This is a genomic window from Rhizobium sp. BK312 (assembly GCF_014193605.1).
Lineage (GTDB): Bacteria > Pseudomonadota > Alphaproteobacteria > Rhizobiales > Rhizobiaceae > Rhizobium.
In genome coordinates, this window is sequence record NZ_JACHZP010000017.1 from 42,395 (window position 1) to 68,661 (window position 26,267).

Annotated in this window: 22 protein-coding genes and 2 pseudogenes; 17 read left to right on the plus strand and 7 right to left on the minus strand. The window is 59.2% G+C overall.

Going from position 1 to position 26,267, the window contains the following annotated elements:
* Positions 1–34: 34 nt before the first annotated feature.
* The 9 genes and pseudogenes from FHT85_RS29615 to FHT85_RS29650 all read left to right on the plus strand — a co-directional run bounded on the left by FHT85_RS29615 (position 35) and on the right by FHT85_RS29650 (position 11,122).
* Entirely contained in the window at positions 35–970 is a 936-nt protein-coding gene (locus FHT85_RS29615; protein ID WP_183775036.1) for a FecR family protein, read from the plus strand.
* A gap of 135 nt (positions 971–1,105) precedes the next feature.
* On the plus strand, positions 1,106–3,559 hold the full coding sequence (locus FHT85_RS29620) for a TonB-dependent siderophore receptor (protein ID WP_183775039.1): 2,454 nt from the start codon (positions 1,106–1,108) through the stop codon (positions 3,557–3,559).
* Between the two features lie 20 nt (positions 3,560–3,579).
* Entirely contained in the window at positions 3,580–4,485 is a 906-nt protein-coding gene (locus tag FHT85_RS29625; protein ID WP_162741623.1) for an ABC transporter substrate-binding protein, read from the plus strand.
* Complete coding sequence (fhuB, locus tag FHT85_RS29630) at positions 4,485–6,464, plus strand: Fe(3+)-hydroxamate ABC transporter permease FhuB (RefSeq protein ID WP_183775042.1); 1,980 nt, start codon at positions 4,485–4,487, stop codon at positions 6,462–6,464. Before FHT85_RS29625 ends, fhuB begins: the two co-directional genes overlap by 1 nt.
* A 103-nt stretch (positions 6,465–6,567) precedes the next feature.
* Complete coding sequence (locus FHT85_RS29635) at positions 6,568–7,407, plus strand: ATP-binding cassette domain-containing protein (RefSeq protein WP_405048047.1); 840 nt, start codon at positions 6,568–6,570, stop codon at positions 7,405–7,407.
* A gap of 302 nt (positions 7,408–7,709) precedes the next feature.
* Entirely contained in the window at positions 7,710–9,365 is a 1,656-nt protein-coding gene (locus tag FHT85_RS29640) for a cyclic peptide export ABC transporter (protein WP_246780154.1), read from the plus strand.
* A 241-nt stretch (positions 9,366–9,606) separates the two neighbouring features.
* Positions 9,607–9,768 (plus strand): annotated as a pseudogene (locus tag FHT85_RS30770) (ATP-dependent DNA ligase); the annotation flags it as partial.
* Between the two features lie 6 nt (positions 9,769–9,774).
* Positions 9,775–10,692 carry a hypothetical protein gene (locus FHT85_RS29645; RefSeq protein ID WP_246780155.1) on the plus strand — a complete coding sequence of 306 codons (918 nt, stop codon included), beginning with the start codon at positions 9,775–9,777 and terminating at the stop codon, positions 10,690–10,692.
* Positions 10,693–10,750: 58 nt separating this feature from the next.
* Positions 10,751–11,122 carry a hypothetical protein gene (locus FHT85_RS29650; protein ID WP_112339172.1) on the plus strand — a complete coding sequence of 124 codons (372 nt, stop codon included), beginning with the start codon at positions 10,751–10,753 and terminating at the stop codon, positions 11,120–11,122.
* 23 nt (positions 11,123–11,145) lie between these two features.
* On the opposite strand, the gene ligD is transcribed toward FHT85_RS29650, so the two are convergent.
* Together ligD and FHT85_RS29660 are read right to left on the minus strand one after the other, a co-directional pair.
* Entirely contained in the window at positions 11,146–13,791 is a 2,646-nt protein-coding gene (gene ligD / locus FHT85_RS29655) for a DNA ligase D (RefSeq protein WP_183775045.1), read from the minus strand.
* A 39-nt stretch (positions 13,792–13,830) separates the two neighbouring features.
* The gene (locus FHT85_RS29660) at positions 13,831–14,049 is read right to left on the minus strand and encodes a hypothetical protein (protein WP_112339170.1); all 219 of its coding nucleotides are present in this window, start codon (positions 14,047–14,049) and stop codon (positions 13,831–13,833) included.
* Positions 14,050–14,243: 194 nt separating this feature from the next.
* On the opposite strand from FHT85_RS29660, the gene FHT85_RS29665 reads away from it, so the two are divergent.
* The gene (locus tag FHT85_RS29665; RefSeq protein WP_112410146.1) at positions 14,244–14,447 is read left to right on the plus strand and encodes a CsbD family protein; all 204 of its coding nucleotides are present in this window, start codon (positions 14,244–14,246) and stop codon (positions 14,445–14,447) included.
* 146 nt (positions 14,448–14,593) lie between these two features.
* Here the strand turns inward: FHT85_RS29665 and FHT85_RS29670 are convergent, their stop codons facing one another.
* The gene (locus tag FHT85_RS29670; RefSeq protein ID WP_112339168.1) at positions 14,594–14,905 is read right to left on the minus strand and encodes a DUF982 domain-containing protein; all 312 of its coding nucleotides are present in this window, start codon (positions 14,903–14,905) and stop codon (positions 14,594–14,596) included.
* 365 nt (positions 14,906–15,270) lie between these two features.
* Here FHT85_RS29670 and FHT85_RS29675 point away from each other — a divergent pair, with 365 nt between their 5' ends.
* The 6 genes from FHT85_RS29675 to FHT85_RS29700 all read left to right on the plus strand — a co-directional run bounded on the left by FHT85_RS29675 (position 15,271) and on the right by FHT85_RS29700 (position 19,318).
* A complete protein-coding gene (locus FHT85_RS29675; protein ID WP_112339167.1) occupies positions 15,271–15,489 on the plus strand; it encodes a hypothetical protein in 219 nt (72 codons plus the stop codon).
* Positions 15,482–16,069 carry a hypothetical protein gene (locus tag FHT85_RS29680; protein WP_112410145.1) on the plus strand — a complete coding sequence of 196 codons (588 nt, stop codon included), beginning with the start codon at positions 15,482–15,484 and terminating at the stop codon, positions 16,067–16,069. The genes FHT85_RS29675 and FHT85_RS29680 overlap by 8 nt, the downstream gene beginning before the upstream one ends.
* A gap of 472 nt (positions 16,070–16,541) precedes the next feature.
* A complete protein-coding gene (locus FHT85_RS29685; RefSeq protein ID WP_183775048.1) occupies positions 16,542–17,003 on the plus strand; it encodes a hypothetical protein in 462 nt (153 codons plus the stop codon).
* 516 nt (positions 17,004–17,519) lie between these two features.
* Positions 17,520–17,933: a hypothetical protein gene (locus FHT85_RS29690; RefSeq protein WP_162709600.1), complete on the plus strand. Its 414-nt coding sequence runs from the start codon at positions 17,520–17,522 to the stop codon at positions 17,931–17,933.
* A 133-nt stretch (positions 17,934–18,066) separates the two neighbouring features.
* Positions 18,067–18,804 (plus strand): tetratricopeptide repeat protein, encoded by a 738-nt coding sequence (locus tag FHT85_RS29695; RefSeq protein ID WP_183775050.1) that lies wholly within the window; start codon positions 18,067–18,069, stop codon positions 18,802–18,804.
* Positions 18,805–18,895: 91 nt separating this feature from the next.
* A complete protein-coding gene (locus tag FHT85_RS29700) occupies positions 18,896–19,318 on the plus strand; it encodes a hypothetical protein (protein WP_162709598.1) in 423 nt (140 codons plus the stop codon).
* A 227-nt stretch (positions 19,319–19,545) separates the two neighbouring features.
* Here FHT85_RS29700 and FHT85_RS29705 read toward each other — a convergent pair whose 3' ends face one another.
* The 3 genes from FHT85_RS29705 to FHT85_RS29715 are packed head-to-tail and all read right to left on the minus strand — an operon-like array spanning position 19,546 to position 24,990.
* Complete coding sequence (locus FHT85_RS29705) at positions 19,546–22,806, minus strand: error-prone DNA polymerase (RefSeq protein ID WP_183775052.1); 3,261 nt, start codon at positions 22,804–22,806, stop codon at positions 19,546–19,548.
* Positions 22,803–24,317 (minus strand): Y-family DNA polymerase, encoded by a 1,515-nt coding sequence (locus FHT85_RS29710; protein ID WP_183775054.1) that lies wholly within the window; start codon positions 24,315–24,317, stop codon positions 22,803–22,805. Before FHT85_RS29710 ends, FHT85_RS29705 begins: the two co-directional genes overlap by 4 nt.
* Positions 24,232–24,990 (minus strand): ImuA family protein, encoded by a 759-nt coding sequence (locus FHT85_RS29715; protein WP_112410155.1) that lies wholly within the window; start codon positions 24,988–24,990, stop codon positions 24,232–24,234. The genes FHT85_RS29710 and FHT85_RS29715 overlap by 86 nt, the downstream gene beginning before the upstream one ends.
* Positions 24,991–25,282: 292 nt before the next feature.
* Between FHT85_RS29715 and FHT85_RS29720 the strand changes: the two genes are divergently transcribed.
* Positions 25,283–26,056: an SOS response-associated peptidase gene (locus tag FHT85_RS29720; protein WP_112410154.1), complete on the plus strand. Its 774-nt coding sequence runs from the start codon at positions 25,283–25,285 to the stop codon at positions 26,054–26,056.
* A gap of 19 nt (positions 26,057–26,075) precedes the next feature.
* Here FHT85_RS29720 and FHT85_RS29725 read toward each other — a convergent pair.
* A pseudogene (locus FHT85_RS29725) lies at positions 26,076–26,267 on the minus strand (hypothetical protein); the annotation flags it as partial.

A 26,267-nucleotide genomic window follows, 5' to 3' on the forward strand; every position in this document is an offset into this window, starting at 1 on the left:
CGGGTGGGTAAAGCGGCCCGGACTGTGAAGCGATATGAACGAAGACGCAACCGATCCGACCGTTATGGAAGCCTTGGAATGGTTCGTGCGGATGCGCGACGACAAGGTTACGGCCGCCGAGCGACAGGCCTTCGAAGCCTGGCTCGCCGCGCATGAAGCCCATGCCGAAGCCTGGAAGCACGCGCGAGCCCTCTGGGCACGTTTCGATATCATGCAGCCGGAATTTGATCGACTGCGCCGCGGTCGTCCGGTGCTATCGCGGCGCAATTTCATCCTGGGTTCCGTCGCGATGATCGGTGGACTGGGCGGCCTTTTTGCCATCGATCAAACCGGCCTTTTTGCAGAACACAAAACTGATATTGGCGAACGCAGGACAATCAGTCTGCCCGACGGAAGCACTGTCGAGCTTGGCAGCTACTCGGCGCTTTCGACGCATTTCAGCGAGATGGAACGGCGTGTGGAGCTTTATCGTGGCGAAGGCTTCTTCGATGTCTCGCATGATCCGGCGCGCGCATTCCTGGTCAGCGCCGGCGATGGAACCACCCAGGCGCTCGGGACGAAGTTCGATATCAAGTTCGTCGACGATCTTGTCACCGTCGCTGTCAGCGAGCATGCCGTCCAAGTCCAAGGACGCCGTTTCTCCGACCTGCGGCTGGAAGAGGGATGGCAAGTCAGTTATGGCCGCGACGGGCTCGGCCAGCCGACCGAGGCAAGTCTCGACACGGTGGAGGCATGGCGCAGCGACCGCATCATCTTCCAGGACGTGCCCCTGCGGCGCGTATTGGCGGAACTGGAGCGCTACCGGCGCGGCCGCATCATTCTGATGGATAGCAGCATCGGGGACATACCGGTTACGGCGATTTTTCAAACGGCCCGTACCGAAAGCGCATTGCAGACGATTGCAGATACGCTCGGGGTTCGCCTCCTGAACGCAGCCAATTATGTCACGCTCGTCTACCGCGCCGGTTAGTTTTTAAAAACATGATTTTATTTCTCAACTCATTCATTAGCTCCGTCCCCTCGGGTGTCTAACTTTTCGAGGCCATCGAACCGGGGCCTTTTGAGCAGCAATGCCGCGATGGCGGGCACAGGATGCAGGTGGGCGATGCAGTACCGCAAAAATGACAATCAGATATCCCGGCAAAAAGAGCGAAGCGGCAATTTGCGCCGTGAACCTTCTCTTGCATTCGCGCTGCTGGTCACGACTGCGCTTGGCACCATCATTGCCGCCCCTGTGCCTGTCTTCGCGCAAGCGGCCGAGAAGACCGGCCGGGTCGCCTACAACATCCCGCCGCAGCCTCTGTCCCAAGCTCTCGTTCAATTCTCCAAAGTGACCGGCATCCAGCTTTTTTTCAGCGCCGATGTCGCCCGAGGGATAAGCTCGCAAGGGGCCAGAGGTCCACTTACCCGAGCGGAAGCGCTGGAGAAGATCCTGACAGGATCGGGCCTGACCTATCATTTCACCAACGCAACGACGGTGACGATTTCCAATCCGAGCGCTGCAGCCGCGGGCTCGTCGGCGACCGATGGCGCGACGGCGCTCGCTCCTATCGTCGTGCAGGCAGGCAAGCAGAACGGCTTCGTATCGACCGACGGCTACGTCGCTTCAAAGTCGGGCATACCGCTTCTGGAAACGCCGCAATCGGTGCAGGTGGTGACCAAAGCTCAGCTTGAGGTTCAAAAGCCGCAGACCGTTCGTCAGGCCATCGCCTATTCGGCCGGCGTGACCACGCCTGACAGCCCCGACAACCGGCTGGACAATTTTCTGGTACGCGGATTCCAGATCGACCAATATTATAACGGCCTGAAGCTCCAGCAGGGAACCTGGGCCGTGCCGAAGGTCGATCCGTTCTTCCTTGACGGCATCGAAGTTCTCCAGGGTCCAGCTTCGGTTCTCTACGGCCAGGGATCGCCCGGCGGACTTCTCAACATGGTCGGCAAAAAGCCGACGGATGAGCCGCTTCACGAGATCCAGCTGCAGAGCGGCAGCTACAATCGTGCGCAGGCCGCCTTCGATTTCAGCGGCCCTTTAAATGATGACGGCACATTGCTTTATCGGCTCACCGGATTGGGCCGTACCACCGGAACCCAAGTCGAAAACCAGCGCGAAGAGCGCGTCGAGATTGCGCCGGCCGTTACGATCAAACCGGACGAAGACACCCAGCTGACGATTCTCGGCGATTACCTCAACGATCCTAGAGGCGGTTTCTGGAGCCGCCTGCCGACGACGGGAACGCTCTTCCCGACAAGGCGCGGCGCCTATTTCCCGACGGATCTGTTCACGGGCGACAAGGATTTCGACCACATGCGGCGCCAGCAGCAGAGCATCGGATACGAGTTCGAGCATCGTTTCGATGATGTCTGGACCGTACGGCAACACGTGCGCTTCCAGCACATGAGCGTCGATTATGCTGAATTGCAGGCTGCTGCCCTGGCGGCCGATGGCCATACGTTGGCCAGGTCGGCCTACACCGCGCAGGAACAGCTCAATACGCTTGCGATCGATAATCAGGCCGAAGCGGATTTCGATACCGGTCCCATTTCGCACAAGGCCATCTTGGGGCTCGATTATCAATACAAGAACTGGAACAATCTCACGCGCTTTGGTGCCGGACCCTCGCTCGATCTCGACAATCCCGACTATACCCAGCCCGTCACATTGCCTCCCATCTTTCAGAACGCCAACCAGAAGCAATGGCAGCTCGGCCTTTATGCGCAGGACCAGCTCAAGTTCGACAATTGGGCGCTATTGCTGTCTGCTCGGCAGGATTGGGCAGCGACCGACAGCGACAACTATCTGAGAAACGTCACCACCGATCAGAACGACCATGCGTTCACCTGGCGCGCCGGTCTGACCTACCTCTTCGAGAACGGCTTCGCACCCTATGTAAGCTATGCCACCTCCTTCAATCCCACGATCGGCGTCAGCTCCTCGGGCGACCCTTTCAAGCCGACCACCGGCGATCAGTATGAAATCGGCTTCAAATATCAGCCCACAGGTTATGACAGCTTCATCACTGCTTCACTCTACGATCTGACGCAACAGAACTATCTGACCAACACCTTGACGGTACCCGTTGTCCAGACGCAGGTGGGCGAAGTCAGAAGCAGGGGTGCCCAGGTTTCGGCGGTCGCCAGCATCAACGACGAACTCGACGTGACCGCCTCCTACGCCTACCTCAACAACGAAATCCTGAAGGCGAGCGATGGCACCGCTGGCAACCGCGTCGCGAATTTGCCCGCCAACACCGCGTCGCTGTGGGCCGATTACAAGTTTCAGGATGGAACGGTCGACGGCCTCGGCCTGGGCTTTGGCGTCCGCTATATCGGCAGCCGCTACACCACCAACGCCAATACCGCGAAGATACCCGATCATGTCGTATTCGATGCGGCCTTGAACTACGATCTCGGAAAACTATCGAACGAGATGCGGGGAGCAACGTTTGCCTTGAACGTCTCGAACCTGTTCGACAAGCACTTCATCAGTGATTGCACCGCGGCCGGATGCGTGTACGGCATGCGTCGCACTGTCTTCGCTACGCTCGGATACAAGTGGTGACGAGAGACTGGAGACATCCCATGACCGGCATCGGACGGCGCGCGCTCCTGGCGGGTCTTGCGGCGTCGTGGGCGGGCGGTTTCGCATTGCGGGCAGCCGGCCTTCCTGATGCGCCAACCGCAGGCGCTCCCCGCATCGCTGCTCTTGACTGGGGTATTGCTGCTACGCTGGTCGCGCTGGGCGTGGTGCCGGTCGGAGTGCCGGCACCTGCTTGGTATGCCCGTTATGTCGTCGATCCCATTCTGCCGAGTTCGGTGGTCGATGTTGGTCTGTTGTTTACACCGAATTTCGAGCTGTTGCAGGCGCTTGCCCCGCAGCTCATCGTCGCCACGCCCGTCCTGCAACAGGCAGCGCCGATGCTCCAGCGCATCGCACCCGTCTATTCCAGTCTGCTGTTCCAACCTTCGCCGGACGTATTGCAAATTGCCGAACGCGGAACGCTCGGTCTTGCCGACCAGATCGGAGATCGCGCTTCGGGCGAGCGTCTCGTCGAAGCCACTCGCGTCGAATTGATCATGACCGGTCAACGCCTTGCGGGCCTTAAAGACCGCCCCCTGCTCCTGGCAAGCCCGCTCGATAACAGGCATGTCAGCCTCTTCGGGCCGAACAGCCTTTATGGCGCCGTGCTCCGGCAGGTCGGCCTGACACTCGCGGCGCCGAATATCGCTGGCGAATTCATCATTGTGGGACTGGAAAAGCTCGGCGCCTTTGGCGATGCAATGATGGTTCTGCTCGACAGTCCGGCTGCGCCGGGATTGGCGGGCCGATTGGCGGAAAATCGCCTGTGGCGAACGTTTTCTTTTGTCCGCGAAGGGCGATTGTGTGTCCTACCCGCTGTGCTGGGCTCTGGTGGCTTGCCATCCGCATCCCGATTTTCGCGCCTGCTGACCGCCGCCTTGAACAGTAATGATGGAGGATCGCAGTGATGTCCGCACAGGACAGGCTTCGTATCGGTCCCACCGCGGTGATCGTCCTTCTACTTGCGGCTGCTCTCGTTTCCGCCGCGATGCGGCTCTCGGAGCTATTGCCCGTACAATATTGGTGGCAAGCGGTCGCCAATCCGGATCTCAACGCCTACGCGCAGGTTCTGGTTCATGACAGCGTGCTGCCGCGTTTCCTTATCGCGCTTGTCGCCGGCGGCGCGCTGGGACTATCGGGTATCATCTTCCAGCAGGTACTGCGCACCCCCCTTGCCGATCCTTCCACGCTCGGCGTTTCAGCCGGGGCTTATCTCGCCCTGGCGCTCGCAACTCTCTGCGTGCCTGCCCTGGCAGCGTCAGCGCGCGAGCTGGTGGCTCTCACCGGCGGGCTGGCAGCCTTCGCACTCGTTTTCCTGATCGCATGGCCCCATCGCCTTTCGCCCATATCTCTGATCCTTGCCGGTCTCGTCATAACCTTCATCTGCGGAGCCGTGTCGGCCGCAATCAGCCTGTCCTACGGCATGGGAATGACCGGGCTCTTCGTCTGGGCCAGCGGCTCGCTCACGCAAAACGACTGGTCGGCGGTTTCCCGCCTGCTTCCCTACACTCTGTTCGGCTGCCTAGCAGCATTTTTGACGCGACCGCTGGAACTGCTGTCGCTGAACGACGAGGGGGCCAGATCGCTCGGACTGCCGCTGTTCTCCGTGCGCCTGCTATCGATCATTCTCGCTGTACTGCTCGCGGCATCCACCGTCAGCGCCGTCGGGGTCATCGGCTTTGTCGGCTTTGCAGCGCCATTTATCGCCCGCGCCGCAGGTGCCCGCAGATTGCCGCAGCGCATGATCGCCAGCGTCTTGATCGGCGCAATCCTGCTGCTTGCCGCCGATGAAGCCCTGCAGCAGGCTGCGCACTTCATGCGCGAAATCCCTGCCGGTGCCGCGACCGGCCTTCTCGGCGCACCGCTCATTGCCGTCTTCCTGAGACGGTTGCCGGTTGTGGAAACCACTGCGTCACCAATCACAGAGAAACGCAACGCCCGCCCTCTCCTTTACCTGGCGATCACAGCAGTCGTGCTGCTCGCGCTGATCTGGATTTCCCTGTCTCTCGGCCCATCACTGAATGGCTGGAGCTTTGCGTCACCTTCACAGATACAATCGTTTTTGATCTGGCGGCTTCCGCGTCTCGCTGCTGCCGCTGCCGCCGGCATTCTGTTCGCGCTCTCGGGAACGATCATCCAGCGCATGACGAGCAATCCGATGGCGAGCCCGGAAGTCATCGGCGTCAGCACCGGGGCCGCCTTCGGCATCCTTCTGCTCGTACTGCTTGCGCCGAGTTACACGCCCATCTCACAACTTGGGGCCGCTGCTGCCGGCTCAATCGTCAGCTTGGTCGCCGTCCTCCTGATGGGGTATCGGAGCCGCTTCAATCCGGAGCACCTGCTGCTCTTCGGCATTGCGATCAATACGGCTTTCGCCGCTTTGATCGCGGTCCTGCTCGGTATGGGACTGCCAAAGATCTTTGGGATTTTACAGTGGATGGCGGGCTCGACATACAGCACAACTCCGACGCAAGCGACGATCGCGGTGGCCGTCGCTGCGGTGGCCCTCGTGATAACACCGCTCTTCACACGCTGGCTCGACCTTCTGCCATTGGGCGAGGCTTCATCGAAGGCGCTCGGTCTTAGCACACCGGTCAGCCGGGCGGCACTTCTCCTGCTTTCGGCGACATCAGCCGCTGCCGCGACCTTGCTCATTGGACCTCTGAGTTTCGTTGGCGTGATGGCGCCGCATATCTCGCGAGCGCTCGGCTTTCAGCGCGCGCTTCCACATATGATTGCAGCGGCTCTCGCCGGAGCCACTATTACCACATGCGCAGATTTCATCGGGCGCGTCGCACTTTTCCCAAACCAGCTACCGGTGGGCATCGTCGCGACATTGATTGGTGGGCCCTATTTTCTTTGGCTGATGCGAAAACGAGTGCATTAGGCTCATGACTGTAAGAATGCGGCCCCTATCGCGGGGATACTCCGATTCATCTCTTGCATATCCGCCAGCGGGCCGCAGAGTACATAGAGACAAAGGATTGTGAATGACGATGACCAGTGGCTCCGAAGCAAGATACGCGCGTCCTGTCGACGTTTCCGCGGCGGTCGGAGACGATCTTTTCCGGCTCGACGGGGTCTCCTTTTCCATCGCCGGCCGCACGCTGCTGCAGCCACTCACCCTCACGCTCGCGCCCCGGAAGATCGTTGGTCTCATCGGCCATAATGGCTCCGGAAAATCGACCCTTCTGAAACTGCTTGCCCGCCAGCAGCCTCCGGCCGGTGGTACCATCCGCTTTGAGGGCAAGCCCCTGCCCGAATGGGGGGATCGGGACTTTGCCCGCAAAGTCGCCTATCTGCCCCAAACCACGCCGGCTGCCGCCGGCATGCTGGTGCGTGAGCTGGTGGCGCTTGGACGCTATCCCTGGCACGGCGCGCTTGGGCGTTTTGGCCAGACCGACCGCGACAAGGTCGAGGAAGCCATGAAACTCACCGACGTCACCGGCATGGCCGAGCGTCTCGTCGACACACTCTCGGGCGGCGAGCGCCAACGCGTCTGGCTTGCTATGCTGGTTGCCCAGGACGCCGAGTGCCTGCTGCTTGACGAACCGATCTCGGCGCTCGATGTCGCTCATCAGGTCGAGGTGCTGTCGCTCGTCCAATGCCTTAGCCACGCCAGGGGCCTCGGCGTGGTGGCCGTGCTGCATGATGTGAACATGGCCGCCCGCTTCTGCGATCACATCATCGCGCTTCATTCTGGCACGATCATCGCCAACGGTCCGCCGGATGATATCCTCACCACCGAGGCGCTACACGCGATTTATGGCGTTAAGATGCACATCCTCCAACACCCGACTTCGGACCACCTAGTTGCTATACCGATGTGAGCGATCCAATCCTCACAAGTGCACGTCCTCCTTGACCATTTCCGCGGCTTCCACGAGGAGCAGGCGGGGGCTGCCCGCTACCAGCTCTGCGGTAGCAGATCACACCAGCTTGCTTACTATGGCTCATATGCAGGCCCGCCAGAGCATAGAAATGAACTGTCGCGCGCCACGATCGCCAGTGGCCCCGCAGGCAGTCGGGCCAGAAAAGCATTCTCTTAAAATGAAGTGCGATCCGATTGATGTTAGAAAAGATGCTGAAAGCCATTCCACTGGGTGGAGCCGGACAGTCGAGGCAAGAGAAATTGTTCTGGGTAGCCTTGGGGCTATTGCGGCCATTCTGGCCACTTGCGGCTTTCGCGACGGCGATCGGCATTCTGGGCGGTTTGGCGAGTGCCTGGCTGCTGGCGACGATCAATTCCAGTCTGCATGACGCAGACGGCTTCACGGTTCCTCTACTTGCTCGTTTCGCCGGCCTTTGCGCCTTGAGCGTGGGTGGCACTGCGATTTCCGGCGCGATCAATAGCATTCTCGGCCAGAAGATCATCGCTGCTCTGCGAAAGGATATCGCGGCTCAGATTCTGCAAGCCCCGATCGCCTCCCTTGAGGCGCATCGGTCCTACCGCTTGATGTCGGTCCTGACCGGCGATGTCGACACCGTCTCGGCCTTCACCTTCAATTTCTCCGGCTATGCCATCGCGCTCGCTATCACCGTCGGCGGCTTTGCCTATCTCCTTACCCTATCGCCGGCCGTCTTCCTGTTGGCGCTCGTCTCGTTGGCGACAGGCCTTGCCGTCAACATCATCTCCCAGCGCGTCTGGATTCGTGATTATCAAGCGGTACGCGTCGCTCAGGACGAGTTGCACATGCAGTATCGTGCCATTATCGATGGCGCAAAGGAGCTCAAGATCAGTCGGCCGCGGCGGGAGCGCGTCTTCGACGTGTTGCTGAGGGGGGCTGCCGATCGCATTGCTGAACTCAAAAGCCGCGCCATGCGGCTGCATTGGATCGCCGACGCGTCCGGCTCCGCAGCCTTCTTCGTCATGATCGGTCTGCTACTGACCGCCCGGAATCAGCTCGGCATCGACACCACCGTCATCAGCGGCGCGGTCATCGTGCTACTTTATGTGAAAGGACCGATGGAGCAGATTGCCGGCGCCCTGCCCGTCTTCGATCAGGCACGGATTTCCTTTAGCCGTATCGCTGCACTCTCGGCCGACCTTGACCAACGCGAGCCGAATATTCTCCTCTCGCCGGAGTTGGGCTCAGGCACAAACGGCCTCGCCATTCGCTCGATTGAACTGCGTGGTGTCAGATACGCGTTTCCGGCCGGGAACGATGTCCCGCCCTTCGTACTTGGGCCAGTGGACCTCACCATACATGCCGGCGAATTACTCTTTATCGTCGGCGACAATGGTTCCGGCAAGACGACGCTGATCAAGCTGTTGCTCGGCCTCTACGTGCCGCAGCAGGGCTCGATCCTGTTGGACGGCGTGGTCGTGACACCGGAGGACCGGGACCACTATCGCCAGCTCTTCTCGACCATCTTTTCCGATTACTATCTCTTCGACGATCTCGCCTATGGCGCCCTGCCGGAAGAAGCCGGACGGCATCTGGCGCGACTGGGTATTGCCCACAAGGTGACCCTCGACGGCGACCGCTTCACGACTACGGATCTCTCGTCCGGCCAACGCAAGCGCCTCGCCCTTGTGCAGGCATGGTTGGAGCATCGCCCCATCATAGTCACCGACGAATGGGCCGCTGACCAGGACCCGGACTTCCGTCGTATATTCTACGAGGAACTGCTACCCGAGATGACCAAGCAGGGCAGGACGCTGATCGTCATCTCCCACGACGACCGCTACTTCCACGTCGCCGATCGGATCGTGCGCATGGTCAACGGGCATATCGTCGAGGATCGCATTGAAGAGGACACATTGGTACAGAAGGAATCACGATAACAGCGATATCAGAAGCAGCGGGCGCGCCTTTGTTCGAACTGGAAGATGTCTCATTTGTCATTCCCGATCGCATGTTGCTGCCACCACTTACGCTCAAGCTCCTGGCCCGCCAGCAATCGGTGTCGTCATCCCCAAGTCAACGCCAAGTCTAGCGCAGACTAATAATGTACGTCGTATCGTGACCGCTTCTTTCTATTTGCGCGGCTGAAAACTACGCCTTATGAATCTTGACTGTTAGAAGCTACGCGGACGCCACCTTCAGCCGACATTGATTGCCGAGATCGAGTTTCGCGGCTGGACAGACGACGGCAATCTTCGTCACGCCTCTTACAAGGGTCTCCGCGAAACCCAGGATAATGCAGAGGTCTTTGAAGTGGCGGAGGGCAGCGGTCGCCCTAGATAAACGTCTATGGAAGACGACCGGAAGGCAACGGACAACCGGGAAGATCAAACCACCTTCGCTTCCGACGGTCGTGAGGTGAACGCGGCTCTCGTACAGTTTCCGTTCGATCGCATGACGGCACAGCGGTTCCGCCAGACCTTCCCTCGCGCCCGATGGAGCGATCGGCTACGGGCTTGGACGGTGCCAGGCAAGACGGCGCGTCGCCGAATCGACCGGTGGCTCGCACAGGAGGCGGCAAGAACAGACAGTTTTGCAGAGGAACGCGGGCGCGATGCCTATGCTTTCGAGCCGATCCTCAGTCCCTATCTCGAAGTCGATGATGACGGTTTCCGAATCCGAACGCCCTATTCCAGGACGGTGGTGGAAGAGTTGCGCCAGATCGCTTTCGCGCGATGGGACAGCAACCATCGGGTTTGGCGGGTTCCCTTCGCCTCCTATGAGGATCTTCAGCATCGATGGGAGACGATTGAGAAAGCGGCCAGACGGAACGAACCCGAGGAGCGGCGCCGGCGGGCGGAGGCACGACGAGGAACCGAGGAAGAGTTGATATCGAAGCGCCGCGCAGCCGAGCGGCGGCGGCGTCGGCTACCGGTTCCTCACGACCATCTTCCGCCGCTCCTGTGGCCGGTTGCGACCTCGGCTTACGGGATCGTTGTGATTACGGAGATTACCGGAGAGCTGGTGAACCCCGTCGAGGTTAGAGATCTTTACCCCGATCTCGACGATGAACATGTTTGGTGTCATTGGCGAATGGCAACACACGACGAGCTCATCCATACTTGGCCGGCGAAAAGCGCGGCCGGCAAGGATGAGCGGGTGCGCGGCTGGTGGCAGCCAACCATCGAGGAATTGCGCGAAGCCCGGCGGTCTGCGAGGTCACGGGAACGACGGCAAAGCGGCGTGGCACCAGCGGGGGAACAATAAGTCCCCGCTGCTGTTCCTCAATCTCCAGAGCAGGCTTGGCTATCCGACGGAGGCAAAGATGACGAATATTCGATCAAGTGGCTTCACAAGCAAGGAGGATCTCCAGCGCCACCTGGCTGAACTGGAGGACGAGGCTCCGGCGGAAGATCCCAGAGACGAGCGTGCCCGGAGCGAGGATCTCGATGCGGCTCTCAGGGAAATCGCCTGGCTGAGGAAAGAGGTCATGGACCTGCGCGAGCAATGGACGAAAATCGAAGGCCGGACGGAGGAACTGCCACCACATGGAACGCATTATCCATGGCTTCGGATTATGCTCCTGGCCGCGACCACGATCGCCCTTGGCAAACTGGTCGAGCGCCTCCGGCTCGGTGCAGCGGGTGCCGCCGCTGTACCGATGATCACTGGACAGCTTGAGCGGCAGCTGCGGTAGGAAAATAGGGAAGTAGTAGCAGATCAGGCCGCTTTCACGCTCCTGCCCAGCCGCTTGATCGCCTGCTCCAGCGAGCGCTGCCCATCAGAATAGTCCTCCCAGGCCGAGGAACTTGTCAGCAAGCCCGGCACCGTCCTGATTGTGAACCGTTTCGGATTGAGGTCCGATTTCACCTGCGTCCATGTGAGCGGCATCGACACGGTTGCACCGGGCCTTGCCCGCGGTGACAAAGGAGCAACCGCCGTCGCCATGCGGTCATAGCGCAAATAATCAAGGAAGATGCGGCCGCTGCGAAGGCTCTTCGTCGTCTTGGTGAGATAAAGGTCGGGATCGTCACGCGCCATCTTTTGGCAAAGCTCATGGGCAAATCCCTTGGCTTCCGGCCAGGAAAGCGGCTTGCGCTTGTTGACAGCAAGCGGCGTCACCACGTGCAGGCCTTTACCGCCGGTCGTCTTGCAAAAGCTGATTAGTCCGAGCTCCTCCAGCCGGTCGCGCATCTCTCGCGCCGCGGCGACTATGGTGGAAAATGGCACGTCCGGCCCCGGATCAAGGTCGAAGACGAGGCGTCCTGGCACGTCCGGGTGCCCTGGTTCGCAATTCCATGGATGCAGTTCCAGGGCTGCGGTTTGCGCCACGGCGGCCAGTCCCTCGACGCGGTCGATCTGCAGATAAGGCTTCTTGTCGCCGAAGACTTTCACTACTTCGAGCAGGTTCGACTGGCCAGGCATGGCATGGCGCTGAAAGAATTGCTCGCCACCAATTCCGTCGGGTGCGCGGATAATGGAACAGGGTCTGCCCCGTATATGCTCGATCATCCACGAGCCGACCGCCTCATAGTAGCGGGCAAGGTCTTCCTTGGTCACCGGCTCGCCGTCATTGGCGTCGGGCCAAAGCGGCTTGTCGGGGCTGGAGATAAGCACTCCCATGACATCGACCTTTGCGCCCTTGCGCCGAGACGACCTGTGTTGCCCGACAGGCGCTGGTTCCGGCACGTCGATCTTCGCGATCTTCGCCGGGCGCTCAGCTTCGACATCTTTTGCGGGCTTGTCCTCGCGCAAGCCTTTGAAGGCCGCCTGCCGGACGAGACCATCGGCCGTCCAGCCGGCAAACTCTATTTCCGCTACGAGCTCCGGCTTCAGCCAGGTAACCTCCGGCACCTTCTTCGGTGCGCCGATACCGCCGAATGGCGATTTGGCCGTGGCAAGTGCCTTCAGCTTTGGTAGCAGGGTTTCGATCTTCTTCGCGCCATAGCCCGTGCCGACCCTTCCCACATAGACCAAATGATCGTCACGATGGACGCCGACCAGCAATGAACGGAACCTGCCGTTGGTGGTGGCATAGGCGCCGATCACCACTTCATGGCCCGCCCGGCATTTCGATTTCGCCCAAGTCTCGGTGCGGCCAGACTGATAGGGCGCGTCGGCGCGCTTCGAGACGATACCCTCCAGGGAGAGCTTGCACGCCGATCTCAGAACGGCATCGCCACCCGTCTCGAAATGCTCGACAAACCGGATGCGCGTGTCACTCCCGGCCTCGGCAAGGAGCGCCTGCAGCCGGGCCTTTCGCTCGATAAGCGGCTGGGATCGAAGATCTTCGCCGCCGTCATAGAGCAGATCGAAGGCGAAATAGACGAGATCGCCGGTCTTGCCCTCGGAAAGGGCGGCCTGCAGGGCCGCAAAATCGGGTGCTCCGTGTTCATCGAGAGCACATATTTCGCCGTCGATGATACAGTCCGGTAATGATGAGGCTGCATCGGCGATCTCGGGGTACTTGGCGGTCCAATCAAGACCTTTCCGCGTCTTGAGCGTGACCTCGCCATTGAGAACACGCATCTGGATGCGATAACCATCAAACTTGATTTCGTGGACCCAGCCCTCTTCAGCCGGCGGGCGCTCAAGCGTTTCGCACAGCTGTGGAGCGATAAAACCGGGAAGGTCGACTGGAGTGACAACGTCCGCCTCATCGTGATCGCGGGCGGCTGCCTTACGTTTAGCTGCGGCCAGCCCCTGCTTGCTGTCCCAGACGGCATCAGCCTGGACATTGCCGCCTTCGACCATGAACGGCTTGGGCCTACGCCCCTTGCCGGCCGCGATCATCTCCAGCGTTCGGCCCGAGGCTACCGAGGTGTTATTCTCCTCAAGGACCGCTGCACCATTCTCTTCGACTGAGAACTCGTCATGGTGCTTGATCAAAAGCCAGTTGGTCCTTTTGCTGCGCTCGCGATCATTGCGCATGCGGACCAGCACGAAGCTGCCGTGCAAGCGTTTGCCTTCGAGCGTGAACTTGAAGTCGCCTTTCGCCAAGGCCTGCTCTGGGCTCTTCTTTCCCTCTGGCTCCCAATAGCCGCGGTCCCAGAGCATCACTGTGCCGCCGCCGTACTGGCCTTTGGGAATCGTACCTTCGAAGTCGCCATAGTCGAGGGGATGATCCTCTACCTCCACCGCCAGGCGCTTGTCATGGGGATCAAGCGATGGCCCCTTTGTCACCGCCCAGCTCTTAAATACGCCATCGAGCTCCAGGCGAAGATCATAGTGCAGCCGGGTCGCGTCGTGCTTCTGGATCACAAACCTTCGGCGATTGCTGCGCGCGATCTGCGTTTCGCCGCTCGGCTCCGCCGTCTTCTGAAAATCACGCTTCGATCGGTAGGTCGATAATCTGTCGCTCGCCATCTTGGTTCCCGGCTGTTCGCATCCTCGTTGGGGAAACGGTTACTTAGATCCCATGCGAGAGGCATCTTGCTGCTGCCTGACTTCCTTCAGCAGTTTTTCCCGGGGATCGTCGGTGAGTTTCTTGCTGGTTGCTTCAATCTTTTCGTCGTTCACGTCGGCTGGCTTTCCGCTGTCATCGGGAAAACCGCCGGCTGTCTGGCCGATCGAGGCCTCTTTCGGCCGATCATTCAAACCGGTGCTGATCTTTTTGCCTGCCATATCGGGTCTCCTTTTTCAGGAAACTCATCGGCAAGCGTTTTGTGCCAGTTTGGAGAATAAAATCACCGCACACCGGCGCACGATGTCGCACGGCACAAGCCGCCCACCGGCCTCCAGCCTACTGCGTGATGCCTTCGCTCGAACCAATACAAATGAGGCGCGTTGTCCTTTGACAACAACGAGGAGACAACACAATGGACTGGAATCGCGTCGAAGGTAACTGGAAGCAGGTTAAGGGCAAGATCAAAGAGCAATGGGGTAAGCTCACAGACGACGATCTTGATCAGATCGCGGGCAAGCGGGATCAGCTCGAAGGAAAGATTCAAGAACGCTACGGTATCCAGAAGGACCGTGTGCGGTCGGATGTTAATGACTGGTATGATCGCCAGAGCTGGTAAGCGAAAGAGCGTCTTTCCAATCGACAGATTGTTGACGGTCCGGGCATTTCGCCCGATGCTAGGGGCTCCATACAAGCATGGAGCCCTTTCCATTTCGGGAAACGCTAGGAGGCTTTCCTTCACAGGCGAGCTCCAAAACTACGCCTTTACATAGACGCTATCCGCGCCGCTCGGATCGGCGCTGCTTGTGTGATTGTCTTCGGCGGCACCATGACGGCCGGCATCCCAGCTTCAAGACAAGCGGCCATGAACGCCTCGCGCGCCATAATGGCGGGTACGATTCCATTCAGCGCACGGCGACAGGTCTTCACCGCCCGATCGTGGCGCTCACCATGGCGTAATGGCCATTCGTTTTCGAGAAAGTCCAGCGCATCATAGATGCCCGTGAAAGTGCGCTCCAACCCGCATTGGAGTCGGACCGTCACTGGCCGGGTCCATGGAACATCGTTGAGCGGCATTTTTTCCTCCTTTCGATGCCACACTGATTCTCTCCTGCGGATGATATTGGAAGGGCGATCTGCGGCTTCAAGAGACAACTCGTCATCGACCTTCAAAAGCGAGGTGGAATTATATCCAGTCTGGAGGCGTTGGACGGATCAAGCCGGTGGCGCAGGAAGCTCTGAAGTTGTTCCTGACTCGGGCCCGAGGATCACGAGGAGCTAAATCCAGAATTCAATGCATCCTAAGCCGCGCTCTTGACTCAATCCCAAATGAGAACATAATGGGAACAAATTGCCGGAGCAACTACCGGCCGCGCAATTTCCATATCAGCAAATCAGCAGTTTGACCCCATATTTTTTGGGGTGTGGAGACGTATTGCCTCATGACAACCGGAGCCGCTCAGACAAATGAATCGCAATTCGATCAGGTCTCTTCCGTGCTCGAGCTCTTCGAAGGCAATGCTCCTGCGGCAATCGGCGCTCTGCTCGCCGAGCTGCAGTTCGTCCGCGGACAGCTGGCCCTCTGCCAGGCTGGAATGAGCGTCGGCTTTACCCGCGGCTGGGTTCCAAGTTTCGAAAGCGAAGGAGGAAGCAATGTTTGAATATTCAAGAGATCCGCGGCCAAGAAACGGTGTTCTCACCATAAGCCAGGACGAAGCGCAGGCGCTTTATGATTTCGTCGCCTATTTGGGCCGGCATGCCTTCGATACGTTCAGAGACGACCGGCCCGGCTTCCGTGGCAAGTCGCCGGACATGCTGCGCCATCTCGACAGGATGCGCGACCTGCTGGCGAACGTCATGGACTACCCGACCTTGGACGAGGAACTTTGCTGGGACGAGCCGAAGTGGCTCGCGACGGATGAGGTTCATGGCTTGCTGCTGACGGAGATTGGAAACCGGCCCGGGATCCGATTTCTCGAGATTCCGGTTCACTGGAATGACGAGCACAGATTCTTCGGGACACTTGCGCTTGCCGTCGATGACGAGGCCGGTGAAACCTGTGGTCTTTTCGAGGTCGAGGATCTCGCCGGCCAGCAGGTCAGTTGTGGTCCCGGCTGGGCCCAATCCGGCGCCGATCTCGATGAGACGATCCGCATGTTCATCAGAGCCTTTCCGATGCAGCAGCTGGAAGCGCGGAACGAAGATTGCATCAATGAGATGCTCGTCGCTAAGGTTGCCTGACTGTTCACCGGAGATGATGCAGTACCTCCGAAATCAATCCGGACGGGCTAACAGTTCATTCCGCGTGTGATCTTTCACTCATGTCACCCAGACTTCCTGCAAGGCTTAGCCCGACCTCAGATCGGGTTAAGCCTTGCAGGATCGAAAGCGCTTGCGCCCGATGCGTGCAACGACCAGAACGAAAGCCTGGGCGAATCTAAATGAGACGATCGGCGTCTTCGTCAACGCAATATCGCTTAACGAAGAGGATGGGGCTGGATTCTTACGCATGATAGACGCTTGAGAAAGCTCCGAGCCGGGCAGACGCGCACTCCGCACAACGCTGCGCAATTGCGCGAATGGCACCCACTTACTGTATAAGGATTGTCCGTGAGCCGGTGTGGAAAGACGTGAAACCTCGGCATATTCCGCTCGACTTTTGCGTGCAGCCGTACAAGATGCCCTCACTGGAACGGCAGGAGATGAGGGTTTCGTGACAACAATGACACGTCCAGCAAAACGCAAGTACAGGGGCATAAGAATTTGGACAGCTCTATTTACGGGCATCGGAGTTCTATTCTCTGGATGCGCGGCTGCTGCAGATTCGGTCACCGCCAGGTCAGGTGAAAGAACTGTCATCGGCATGGCTATGGCCATCGATAAAAGCTGCACATCAGCAACAGCCACCTTTATTTATCCGGAGACCCCAGGCTATCCCGCCCACGGTCAAGTTAGCTACAAACTGGCTGAGGGCCATTTCAAAAAAGATACCTCCTATGTCTGCGCTGGCAAAACGACGAGAGGCGTTGCCGTAATTTACCGATCCGATCCGGGCTTCGTCGGAACCGACACGGTCACCGTTCGAACCTTCGATCACTCAGAGCACGTTATAAACATCACGGTCGTAAAACAATCATCACCGCTGGCGCACGCTTCGAAACTTAGAGGTCTATAGGCTTCAGGGCTTTTCTCTCGGTCATGCGGCTGATGTTCATTACCCGCATGATTATCCTATTTGAGGCAAGCTTATAGAGCGCCACCGCGAACGGAGAGATTGCAATGAGGAAATCACCCTTCGAATATGCCAAGGGCACCTTGAGCTGAGACCATCGCGGGACCGTCAGATGAATTTCCCGGGAACCTCGACGAAGTTGATAATCTACAAGACATTGCTGGTCGCACTTTGCGGGGTGGCGCTTATGATCTGGATAGAAACAATTGAGATTTTGGCAGTCGTTCTTTTGGCATTCCTGCCTGGAATGTTTAACGAGCAGCTAAAGGCACAGTTCGGCGAACATCAGGAGAGGTGGTATATATCGGGCCGATTTTTAGCTCCCTACCAGTTGTTCGTTTTCATTTGGAATGGCTTTCGATCACAACGAGGCTAGGGCCCTTTAAATAGCGCCGCTCAGCCCGGTAAAAGCTCCAGCGAAGGGAAGGTATCTGGATGAGGACCGTTTTGGCAATAGGTATGGCAATCGCTATAATTTGTCCGACGGTGAGCCATGCCACCGGTGCGGCACACCGTCATTCGTCCCATCGCATTTGCTATGCCAAGATCGGCGAAGGGCCGAGCCACAAGTGCAACCAGCTACTTTACATGAAGAACTTTCCAATTGGCGGTGAATCGATCATTGCAAAAACAGACCTTGGCGATTTCAGCTTGAGCGGGAGAAAAATTGATTCAGATACGCTCGCGATCACCGGGGTCTACGTACAGCGCCCGCTGAAAGGCAAAGGAAAATGCATATTGACGATGTCCGCTGTCGGAAGGCTGTCCAAGGCTGACTGCGCGGTTCAAACCGAGCTGGGATTGGCAATCCTGAAATCTACCGGCGATGACCCGAGCGACGCCTCCTTGGAGCTTGGCCCTATACATCACTGAGAAGCTTTGCTGGCCGGACTTTGTCGTGCAACGGTACACACGGAGCTTTCACGCTCACTTCGAGAATATTGTAGGCCGCCAAAGACGGTATATTATCAACGCGAGACCCTCGGGAAAATTCAGGGAAGAGGCTATGCGCTGGTCAAGGATTGTCGTGGCTTTGATGGCCGTGCTTTGCTTAGCGACAGGGACTTTTGTTGACGACGGGAAAGATGCCTATTTGCGTGGAGACTACAAGGAGGCCCTGGGCGATTGGCAAGCTCTGGCTTCCCAAAACAATGCTCGAGCCGAGTTTGGTCTGGGCCTTCTCTATGAGCACGGCTATGGCGTGACCCAAAGCTATGAAACGGCAGCCGCCTGGTACCAGAAAGCGGCGGAGCAAGGCGATTTCGGGGCGCAGGACAATCTTGGCTTACTGTATCTCTTAGGCCGTGGCGTTTCACAAAATGATGCTACGGCCGCGATGTGGTTTTCCAAATCTGCCGACCAAGGTATTTCGGATGCTGAGCTCAATCTTGGTTGCTTGTATCTGTGGGGGCGAGGCGTGAACCAGGACGACGCACAGGCTGTCATTTGGTTTCGGAAGGCGGCACAGCAGGGGTATGCTAGAGCTCAGAATAACCTTGGCGCAATGTATGAGTATGGTCGCGGCACGGCTCAAGATTATGCACAGGCCATCTTCTGGTTCCGCAAAGCTGCCGCGCAAGGCGACGCTGCCTCCGAAAACAGTATAGGTTACATGTTGGAAGTTGGCCTTGGTATACCACGAGACATGGACGAGGCCGTTGCCTGGTACCGAAAGGCGGCTGAGCACGGGGATCCTTCTGCAAAGCTCAATTTACAGAGACTGTTTCCTGTCAAGAGGGCGTAATTTCACGACGGTTTCATTCTCAGCGAAAATGCTTGCGGTTGCATTCCAGCAATTTCTGATTGACTGTTTCCCCGGGAGGGATCGGGTTATCATGATAACGAAAAAGGTCGGTCTAGCTACGGCACTTGCAGTGGTCATCTATATTGGCTTAACGACTTTTTCCCTTGCGGCGGATGACCTCTGCGCACCCGTGAAAGCGATGGTAGGCAAATACAATACCGAGCCGAAAATTCGAGTAGTCGGAGCTGGTCATCTCGGAGCGATATATTTCACTGATTTATTCGTGGACACCAAGCAATGGTGGCATAGCGGCTCTCAACCGTGGCACGTCAAGCCTCGCCAATATGCGCCCACGAATAACATCGAGAACTGTAAACATCTTGGCAACGAAACGATAAATGGCGTTGAGACTGAAGTTTGGACTTACGATCGACCATCCTACCGGCAAACCGATCACATCCGGATGTGGGTATCTGTAGATACGCGATTGCCCGTAAAATCCGCCTACAAGTAAGTCCTGCCAAACAAAGATGTTATCGAATGGTATGGCACCTACAGCTATGGCCCTGATATCAAGGATCCGGTCTAATTCGGACAGCATGTGATCTACCACGATTTTTCGCAATTCGATTTGGACAGCTACTCCAGAGCCGTTGAAACAATGGCAAGCCGCCAAGGAGGTCACCCTCAATGGCTTCGCCAACCATCGCGAATTGGGTAACCGGAGTTGGCGTAAAGTTGTCACTGAAAATTCCGTGCCCTCACCTTCAACCTATCAATAAGCCGATCAGGCTCATAAATCTCCCGAACCTTCATGACAGCCCGCTCGCGTGAATCCGGAATCTCAGGCGCCCCATGGGCGAACTCATCGCCACGACCGGTCGGCAGCTTGAACGCCTCGTCACGATCGGCAAGCCCGAACAGATCGCCTGTCAGATCGAAGAGCTGCTGAGCGACGAGATGCACGACCTCCCCTTCCCGCTGGATGCGGCCATTGATCGCCATCATGCTGGAGCCGAGGATGACCTGCCTGCGGCGGTCGAAGAGTGTCGGCCAGACGACGACATTGGCCGGCCCGGTTTCATCCTCGACGGTCAGGAACATGACACCCTTGGCCGAGCCCGGCTTCTGCCGCACCAGCACGAGGCCTGCTGCCATCAGCCAGCGGCCGTCACGCGCCGCCATCGCTTCCTCGCAGGTGACGATATTGCGAGCGGCGAGATCCTTGCGCAAAAAGGCCAGCGGATGCTGACGAAGGGTGAGGCCGGTATGGCTGTAATCCTGAATGACGTTGTGCCCTTCCATCATCTGCCGAAGGCTGACCTCAGGCTCGCGCTGTTCGGCGATCGCCCGGTGCTCGCGCTCGGCCGCCGCGGCAAAGAGTGGCAATGGCTCGTCGCGTAGCGCCTTGATCGCCCAGAGCGCATCGCGGCGCTGCAGCTTGAGCGACGACAGAAACGCGTCCGCCTCGGCAAGCTCGACCAGAGACGTCGCCGGCACGCCTGATCGCCGCCACAGATCATCAATACTGTCGAAGGGGTGATCGGCCCGCGCGGCCACGATGCGGGCCGCATCGATTTGAGCGAGACCGTGGACCATGCGCATGCCAAGACGCACGGCATGGCGGTCGCTGCCGTCTATAGGCTCCAGCGTGCAGTCCCAGCGGGAACGGTTGACACAGACGGGCCGGACCTCGATGCCATGCTTGCGGGCATCGCCGACGATCTGGGCCGGCGCATAAAAGCCCATGGGCTGGGAGTTCAGCAGAGCCGCGCAGAATGCATCGGGATAATGGCATTTGACGTAGGATGAGGCATAGGCAATGAGTGCGAAGCTGGCGGCATGGCTTTCAGGGAAACCATAGGAGCCAAAACCTTCGAGCTGCGAGAAGGTCTTTTCGGCAAATTCGCGAGTATAGCCATTGCGCTCCATGCCAGAGACGAGCTTGTCCTTGAACCTCGAGACACCGCCGGTGAACTTGAAGGTCGCCATCGACTTGCGTAGCTGGTCGGCCTCGCCGCCGGTAAAGCCGGCGCAGACCATCGCTACCTTCATGGCGCTTTCCTGGAACAGCGGCACCCCGAGCGTCTTGCCCAGCACGGCCTCCAGCTCCGGGGTCGGATAAACGACCTCCTCCTTGCCTTCGCGCCGGCGCAGATAGGGATGGACCATGTCGCCCTGGATCGGACCGGGACGGACGATCGCCACCTGAATGACGAGGTCATAAAAGGTGCGCGGCTTCATGCGCGGCAGCATGGACATCTGCGCCCGGCTTTCGATCTGGAAGGTGCCAAGCGTGTCGGCCTTGCGGATCATCGCGTAGGTGGGAGGGTCTTCCTGGGGAATGGCCGCAAGATCGAGATCCCGATGTTTGTGATCCTGGATCAATGCGAAGGCCTTGCTCATGCACGTCAGCATCCCAAGCGCCAACACGTCGACCTTCATGAACTTCAGCGCCTCGACATCGTCCTTGTCCCATTCGATCACCTGCCGGTCGGCCATGGTCGCGGGCTCGATCGGCACGAGATCATCGAGCCTGTCGTGGGTCAACACGAAACCGCCGGGGTGCTGACCGAGGTGGCGGGGCGCGCCCATCAGCTGCTGTGCCAGTTTTAGCGTCAAGGCGAGACGCCTATCGTCCGGATTGAGGTTCAGCTCGCGAAGGCTGCGTTTGGTTACCAGTTCCTCGGACCACGACCACATGCCTGAGGACAGTGCCTTGATCACGTCCTCCGGCAGGCCGAGCGCCTTGCCGACATCGCGGATCGCGCCCTTGGCACGGTAGCGCGTCACCGTCGCGCAAAGTGCCGCCTTGTCACGGCCATAGGTCCTGTAGATCCATTGGATCACCTCCTCGCGCCGTTCGTGCTCGAAATCGACATCGATGTCGGGCGGCTCGTCTCGCTCCTGGCTGACGAAGCGCTCGAAGAGCAGGTTGTTGGTCTCTGGATCGATCGAAGTTATGCCGAGGACATAGCAGACGGCGGAGTTGGCCGCCGATCCCCGCCCCTGACATAAAATGCCTTGGCTGCGGGCATAGCGGACGATCGAAAACACCGTCAGGAAATAGGGGGCGTATTTCATGGTGCGGATGAGATCGAGCTCGTGGCGGATCACCTTCAGCACCGATGGCGGCAGGCCCTCGGGATAGCGGTTCGGAATACACTCCCAGACATAATGTTCGAGGGATTCTTGCGCCGTCTTGCCGGGAAAAATGGCCTCCTCGGGATATTGGTAGGTCAGCTCCTCCAGCGAGAACCTGCAGCGTTCGACGATCTCGAGCGTGCGGGCGAGCGCTTCGGGATAGCGCGGGAAGAGACGTTCCATCTCTTCCGGCGGCTTCAGATACCGGTCGGCATGCCTCTCGCGCTCGAAGCCGATATCGTCGATCGTCGTCCTGTTGCGAATGCAGGTGACGATATCCTGCAGTTGACGGCGCGATGGTTCGTGGAAAAGAACGTCGTTGGTGACGACCGTCTTCACCTTGAAACGAACAGCAAGATTGGAGAGCTCATGCAGCCGCAGCTGATCGTTCGGCCGCCGGCGCAGGCAGAGCGACACATAGGCGCGATCGCCAAAAAGCTCTGCCATCTTCCTGAGCTGCAGGGCACAGGTCTCGTCGGCAAGATCCGGCATAAGGACGCCGATCAGACCCTCGGCATACAAGGCGACATCGTCCAGATGCAGGACGCAGTTGGCCTTGCCGCCCCTGCCCTTGCCGAGCGTCAGAAGCCGCGTCAGGCGAGAATAGGCAGCCCGATCCGTGGGATAGACGAGGATTGACATGCCGTCCGCGAGATCGAGGCGGCAACCGACGACCTGACGCAGGCCGGTCGCGCGCGAGGCTTCGAGCGCCCGGACGATGCCGGCCAGCGAATTACGGTCGACAATCCCGAGCGCGGAAATGCCGAGCTCCTTTGCCGTGCGGAACAGTTCGTCAGCCGAGGATGCGCCGCGCAGGAAGGAAAAATGGGTGGTGACCTGCAGCTCGGCGTAGCTCATGCGAAGATCCCGTGGCAAAACCAGCGATGCGAACCTGTGGCAGCATCGACACCGTCGCCGGCGCGGAAGATCCACAATCGCTCGCCAGCCTCGTCCTCGATCACGAAATAATCCCGCACCGCATCGAATTCCGAACTCCTGGTCCACCATTCCCCGAATATGCGCTCCGGACCATCGGCACGTTTGACCCGCCGGCGCTTGCCACGCCAGGTGACGGAGACCGGCGGATGATCAGGCAAAAGCGCAACGACATCGATCAATTCCGGCCGCGCCAGCAGCCGCACCGGACGTGGCCAGTGATGCACCCAAGCTTCCGTGACGTCTGGAGCCGCGGCTGCAATCCGCCGGATGCTGCGTTCGGGGACATCGGATGCGACCGGCGCTATCCGATAGACGCGCTGCCCGCGATTGCCGAAGGTATCGATAAGCGGCGTGATATCCTGATCTTGCTCATCGGCCAGCGACGATCGCTGCTCCTCACCAAGCGGTTCGGTCATAACGGCAATGAGCGTCAGCTTCTCGATGCCGAAACCGGGCTCGATCTTTTCCGTTCGATCCCGGAACAGCTTTGTCAGCCAGGCGACATCGCGCGCCGGCTTGGCTGTTCCCGCGCGGATCGCCTGTCTGCTGCCGTCGACCTTCTCGACGATGAGATCGGTGCGGCGGGCACCGAGCCCCTTGCGCTGCAGTTCGGCCACCAGCCTGACGATGAGACGGCCGACATATTTATCGATCGTCTCCGCGGCGCCGATCGGTTCGGCAAAGGTCCTGACGACCTCGATCCATTCCGGCGCCCGGATGGGATCGATCGGTTCGGAAATCCGACCGAACATTTGATCGATGCGCCGGCCGATCTCGGGACCGAAACGCAGCGCCAGGGGCGCTCGCGCTGTCGCCGACAGCTCGCCGATGGTTTTGAATCCGAGCGTTCGAAGGCTGGTGACAATCTCGGCCGAAAGCCGCAGGTGCGAGATCGGCAGCCGTTCGACGGCGCGGGCGGTTTCTCCAGGCGGGATAATGACGGCCTCGCGACGGGTGGCGCGAGCACAGGCATGCGCCGCACCCCAAGTGTCAGCGATCGCCGCACGGACGGTGAGCCCCCTCGCCCGGAAGCGGTTGACGATCCCGGTGAGCATCGCAAGCTCGCCGCCCTGCAGATGATCGGCGCCTTCCGTATCCACAACGATGCCGTCCGCGCCGTCGACGGCGACGATCGGGGAATATTGCGAGAGGGCCCAAAGCGCGATCCGCTCGAGTGCCTCGGCATCGGCTGCTGGATCCGCGTCGGCAAACTGCAGACCGTGCACCATGGCCTGTGCCTTGGCGGCCGGCATGCCCACACGAATGCCCGCTTCCTTGGCTTTTACATCGGCCGCGGATATCCAGCGCTTGGAGCCGCTTCTGGCGATCAGGGCCAGCGGCCGCTCAGGCGATAATTCTGCTCTCTGATCCATCCGCCTGATCCGCTCGATCGGCAGATCCGGCAGATAGATGGATATGACCCGTGGCATCGCACGCTCCCACGATAAACTCAGCGCACTCACCCGCCTTCACTCTGATCAGTTCGAGCAGCCACCGCGGTCGCCCGACCCCTGGAACCGGCAATGCCTCCGATGGCAACACGCTCAACCGCCACCTTGTCGTCGACGCCGTCGGCTGCCCGAAATCCGAGGCCTCCACCTGCCGGCGCCAGCGCCGGACCACCAGTCCCATGGTGCCGGTCTTTTCCGCCGCCAGCTGCAGGCGGCGGGAGGCGACCATCGGCAGGCGGACGATCTCGCCGACGACGGCGCCAAGGCCCCCAAAGGCCAGAGCCTCTTCCATCGATGCAAGGACGTCTTCTTGCCCGTCCGCCTCGACGAAAACGACCCGATCCGGATGCAAGCCAGCTTGCGCGAGAGCCGGAAAGAACAGGTCCGGCCGTGTCAGACACCAGACGATCTTGCCCCTGGTCCGTGCGGCAATGCCGGCGGCAAAGAGGGCGGCCGCAGCACCATCGACGACCCCTGCGCCACCGCCGGCAAACTCGTGCACGGCGCCATGGGCAAGACCACCACGTGGCAACGCGGCATCGATCTCAGGCACACCGAAGGCGAGGCAGCCGCTCTTCCTGCCCGCGTTGCCTTCCAGTAACGCAATGCGATCCCTTAGATCGGATATCACCCTATCGCGGGCAGCAGTCATCATTCACGGGTCCCTGCAAGGTCGTGTTGGTATCGACGTCCTATCGGTCAAGTCTATTTGTTCACTAAATGTTCCATGTCGATCTGCGTGTCAAGCAACCCGAAATAGGAATATTATCCCTCTATTTTAGTCAACTTTAAGATTCGCATTGGGAATCATGGACATGACTTCGAACACACGCTGGCGCAGCTTTCGAAAAAGTTTCGAAGCCGATCCATTGACAGTCATCAATTGGCGTTTCTACGCTTCGTCGGCTACCATGTCCGCCGGCTTCAAGGGAGATGGAGCGTCGATGTGCAACTTATACCGCATGGAAGATAAGGACTGGGTGAACAAGTGGGCTCAGGACGCCGAGAGCCTGATCAACCTGATGCCGGCCTATCAGATGAACCCGGACCAGATGGGACCAATCGTCCGGAATACCGCCGATGGTAAGAAACAGCTCGTCCATGCCCGCTGGGGACTGCCCTCTCCACCCTTCGTTCTCGTGAAAGCGGCCGAAGCCAAGGCCGAGAAGCTGCGTGCGAAAGGCAAGGAGGTTGATTTCGAGCAGCTGCTGCGCGAACAGGCCGACCGCGGTGTCACCAATATTCGCAATCTCAAGCTTGCACATTGGAGGCGCTGGTTCGGCGTCGAGAACCGCTGTCTGGTTCCGGTCACCAGCTTTGCCGAGCCGGATCCGGCCAGCCAAGAGCCGGGCGGCAATGTGCCGAATGCCTGGTTCGCGCGCAACGAAGACAAGCCGCTGATGTTCTTTGCCGGCATCCATGTTCCGCAATGGACCTCCGTACGTAAGGTGAAGGATGGGCTGACGACCGACGACCTCTACGGGTTTCTGACCACCGATCCGAACAATCTCGTCAAACCCATTCACGACAAGGCTATGCCAGTGCTTCTGCTGACCAGGGAAGAGACCGACATCTGGATGAGGGCGCCATGGGAGGAGGCGAAGGATCTTGCCCGGCCATTGCCGGATGATGCGTTGGTCATCATGGCCCGCGAGCCCTATGGATCGACCATCGTCACCAAGGAAGGCGGGTTGGTCAGTCCATCAGGCTTGCTGTAACGAACGAAGTTTCGGCGGCTCAATGAACGGGCAGCTGTTCGGACAAGAGGAGTTCCTGCACCGCCACGTCGACGATTTCCTTCAACCTACGCCAACCGTAAAGGTCACGTTCGCTCACCCGCTCCTGGATCGCGGCAATCATCCAGCCGGCCGCAACTGCGTCGTCGGCGTTCTTATGGCTGTTGAAGTGTTTCAAACATGCTTCGATCCG

Excerpts from the sequence above, each read along its gene's own strand:
- FHT85_RS29635 (WP_405048047.1), top strand. The coding sequence starts at position 6,568 with ATGACGATGACCAGTGGCTCCGAAGCAAGATACGCGCGTCCTGTCGAC.
- FHT85_RS29665 (WP_112410146.1), top strand. The coding sequence starts at position 14,244 with ATGGACTGGAATCGCGTCGAAGGTAACTGGAAGCAGGTTAAGGGCAAG.
- FHT85_RS29705 (WP_183775052.1), bottom strand. The coding sequence starts at position 22,806 with ATGAGCTACGCCGAGCTGCAGGTCACCACCCATTTTTCCTTCCTGCGC.
- FHT85_RS29615 (WP_183775036.1), top strand. The coding sequence starts at position 35 with ATGAACGAAGACGCAACCGATCCGACCGTTATGGAAGCCTTGGAATGG.
- FHT85_RS29700 (WP_162709598.1), top strand. The coding sequence starts at position 18,896 with ATGATAACGAAAAAGGTCGGTCTAGCTACGGCACTTGCAGTGGTCATC.
- FHT85_RS29690 (WP_162709600.1), top strand. The coding sequence starts at position 17,520 with ATGGCAATCGCTATAATTTGTCCGACGGTGAGCCATGCCACCGGTGCG.
- FHT85_RS29695 (WP_183775050.1), top strand. The coding sequence starts at position 18,067 with ATGCGCTGGTCAAGGATTGTCGTGGCTTTGATGGCCGTGCTTTGCTTA.
- FHT85_RS29645 (WP_246780155.1), top strand. The coding sequence starts at position 9,775 with ATGGAAGACGACCGGAAGGCAACGGACAACCGGGAAGATCAAACCACC.
- ligD (WP_183775045.1), bottom strand. The coding sequence starts at position 13,791 with ATGGCGAGCGACAGATTATCGACCTACCGATCGAAGCGTGATTTTCAG.
- FHT85_RS29670 (WP_112339168.1), bottom strand. The coding sequence starts at position 14,905 with ATGCCGCTCAACGATGTTCCATGGACCCGGCCAGTGACGGTCCGACTC.
- FHT85_RS29680 (WP_112410145.1), top strand. The coding sequence starts at position 15,482 with ATGTTTGAATATTCAAGAGATCCGCGGCCAAGAAACGGTGTTCTCACC.
- FHT85_RS29715 (WP_112410155.1), bottom strand. The coding sequence starts at position 24,990 with ATGACTGCTGCCCGCGATAGGGTGATATCCGATCTAAGGGATCGCATT.
- FHT85_RS29720 (WP_112410154.1), top strand. The coding sequence starts at position 25,283 with ATGTGCAACTTATACCGCATGGAAGATAAGGACTGGGTGAACAAGTGG.
- FHT85_RS29710 (WP_183775054.1), bottom strand. The coding sequence starts at position 24,317 with ATGCCACGGGTCATATCCATCTATCTGCCGGATCTGCCGATCGAGCGG.
- fhuB (WP_183775042.1), top strand. The coding sequence starts at position 4,485 with ATGTCCGCACAGGACAGGCTTCGTATCGGTCCCACCGCGGTGATCGTC.
- FHT85_RS29650 (WP_112339172.1), top strand. The coding sequence starts at position 10,751 with ATGACGAATATTCGATCAAGTGGCTTCACAAGCAAGGAGGATCTCCAG.
- FHT85_RS29675 (WP_112339167.1), top strand. The coding sequence starts at position 15,271 with ATGACAACCGGAGCCGCTCAGACAAATGAATCGCAATTCGATCAGGTC.
- FHT85_RS29625 (WP_162741623.1), top strand. The coding sequence starts at position 3,580 with ATGACCGGCATCGGACGGCGCGCGCTCCTGGCGGGTCTTGCGGCGTCG.
- FHT85_RS29620 (WP_183775039.1), top strand. The coding sequence starts at position 1,106 with ATGCAGTACCGCAAAAATGACAATCAGATATCCCGGCAAAAAGAGCGA.
- FHT85_RS29660 (WP_112339170.1), bottom strand. The coding sequence starts at position 14,049 with ATGGCAGGCAAAAAGATCAGCACCGGTTTGAATGATCGGCCGAAAGAG.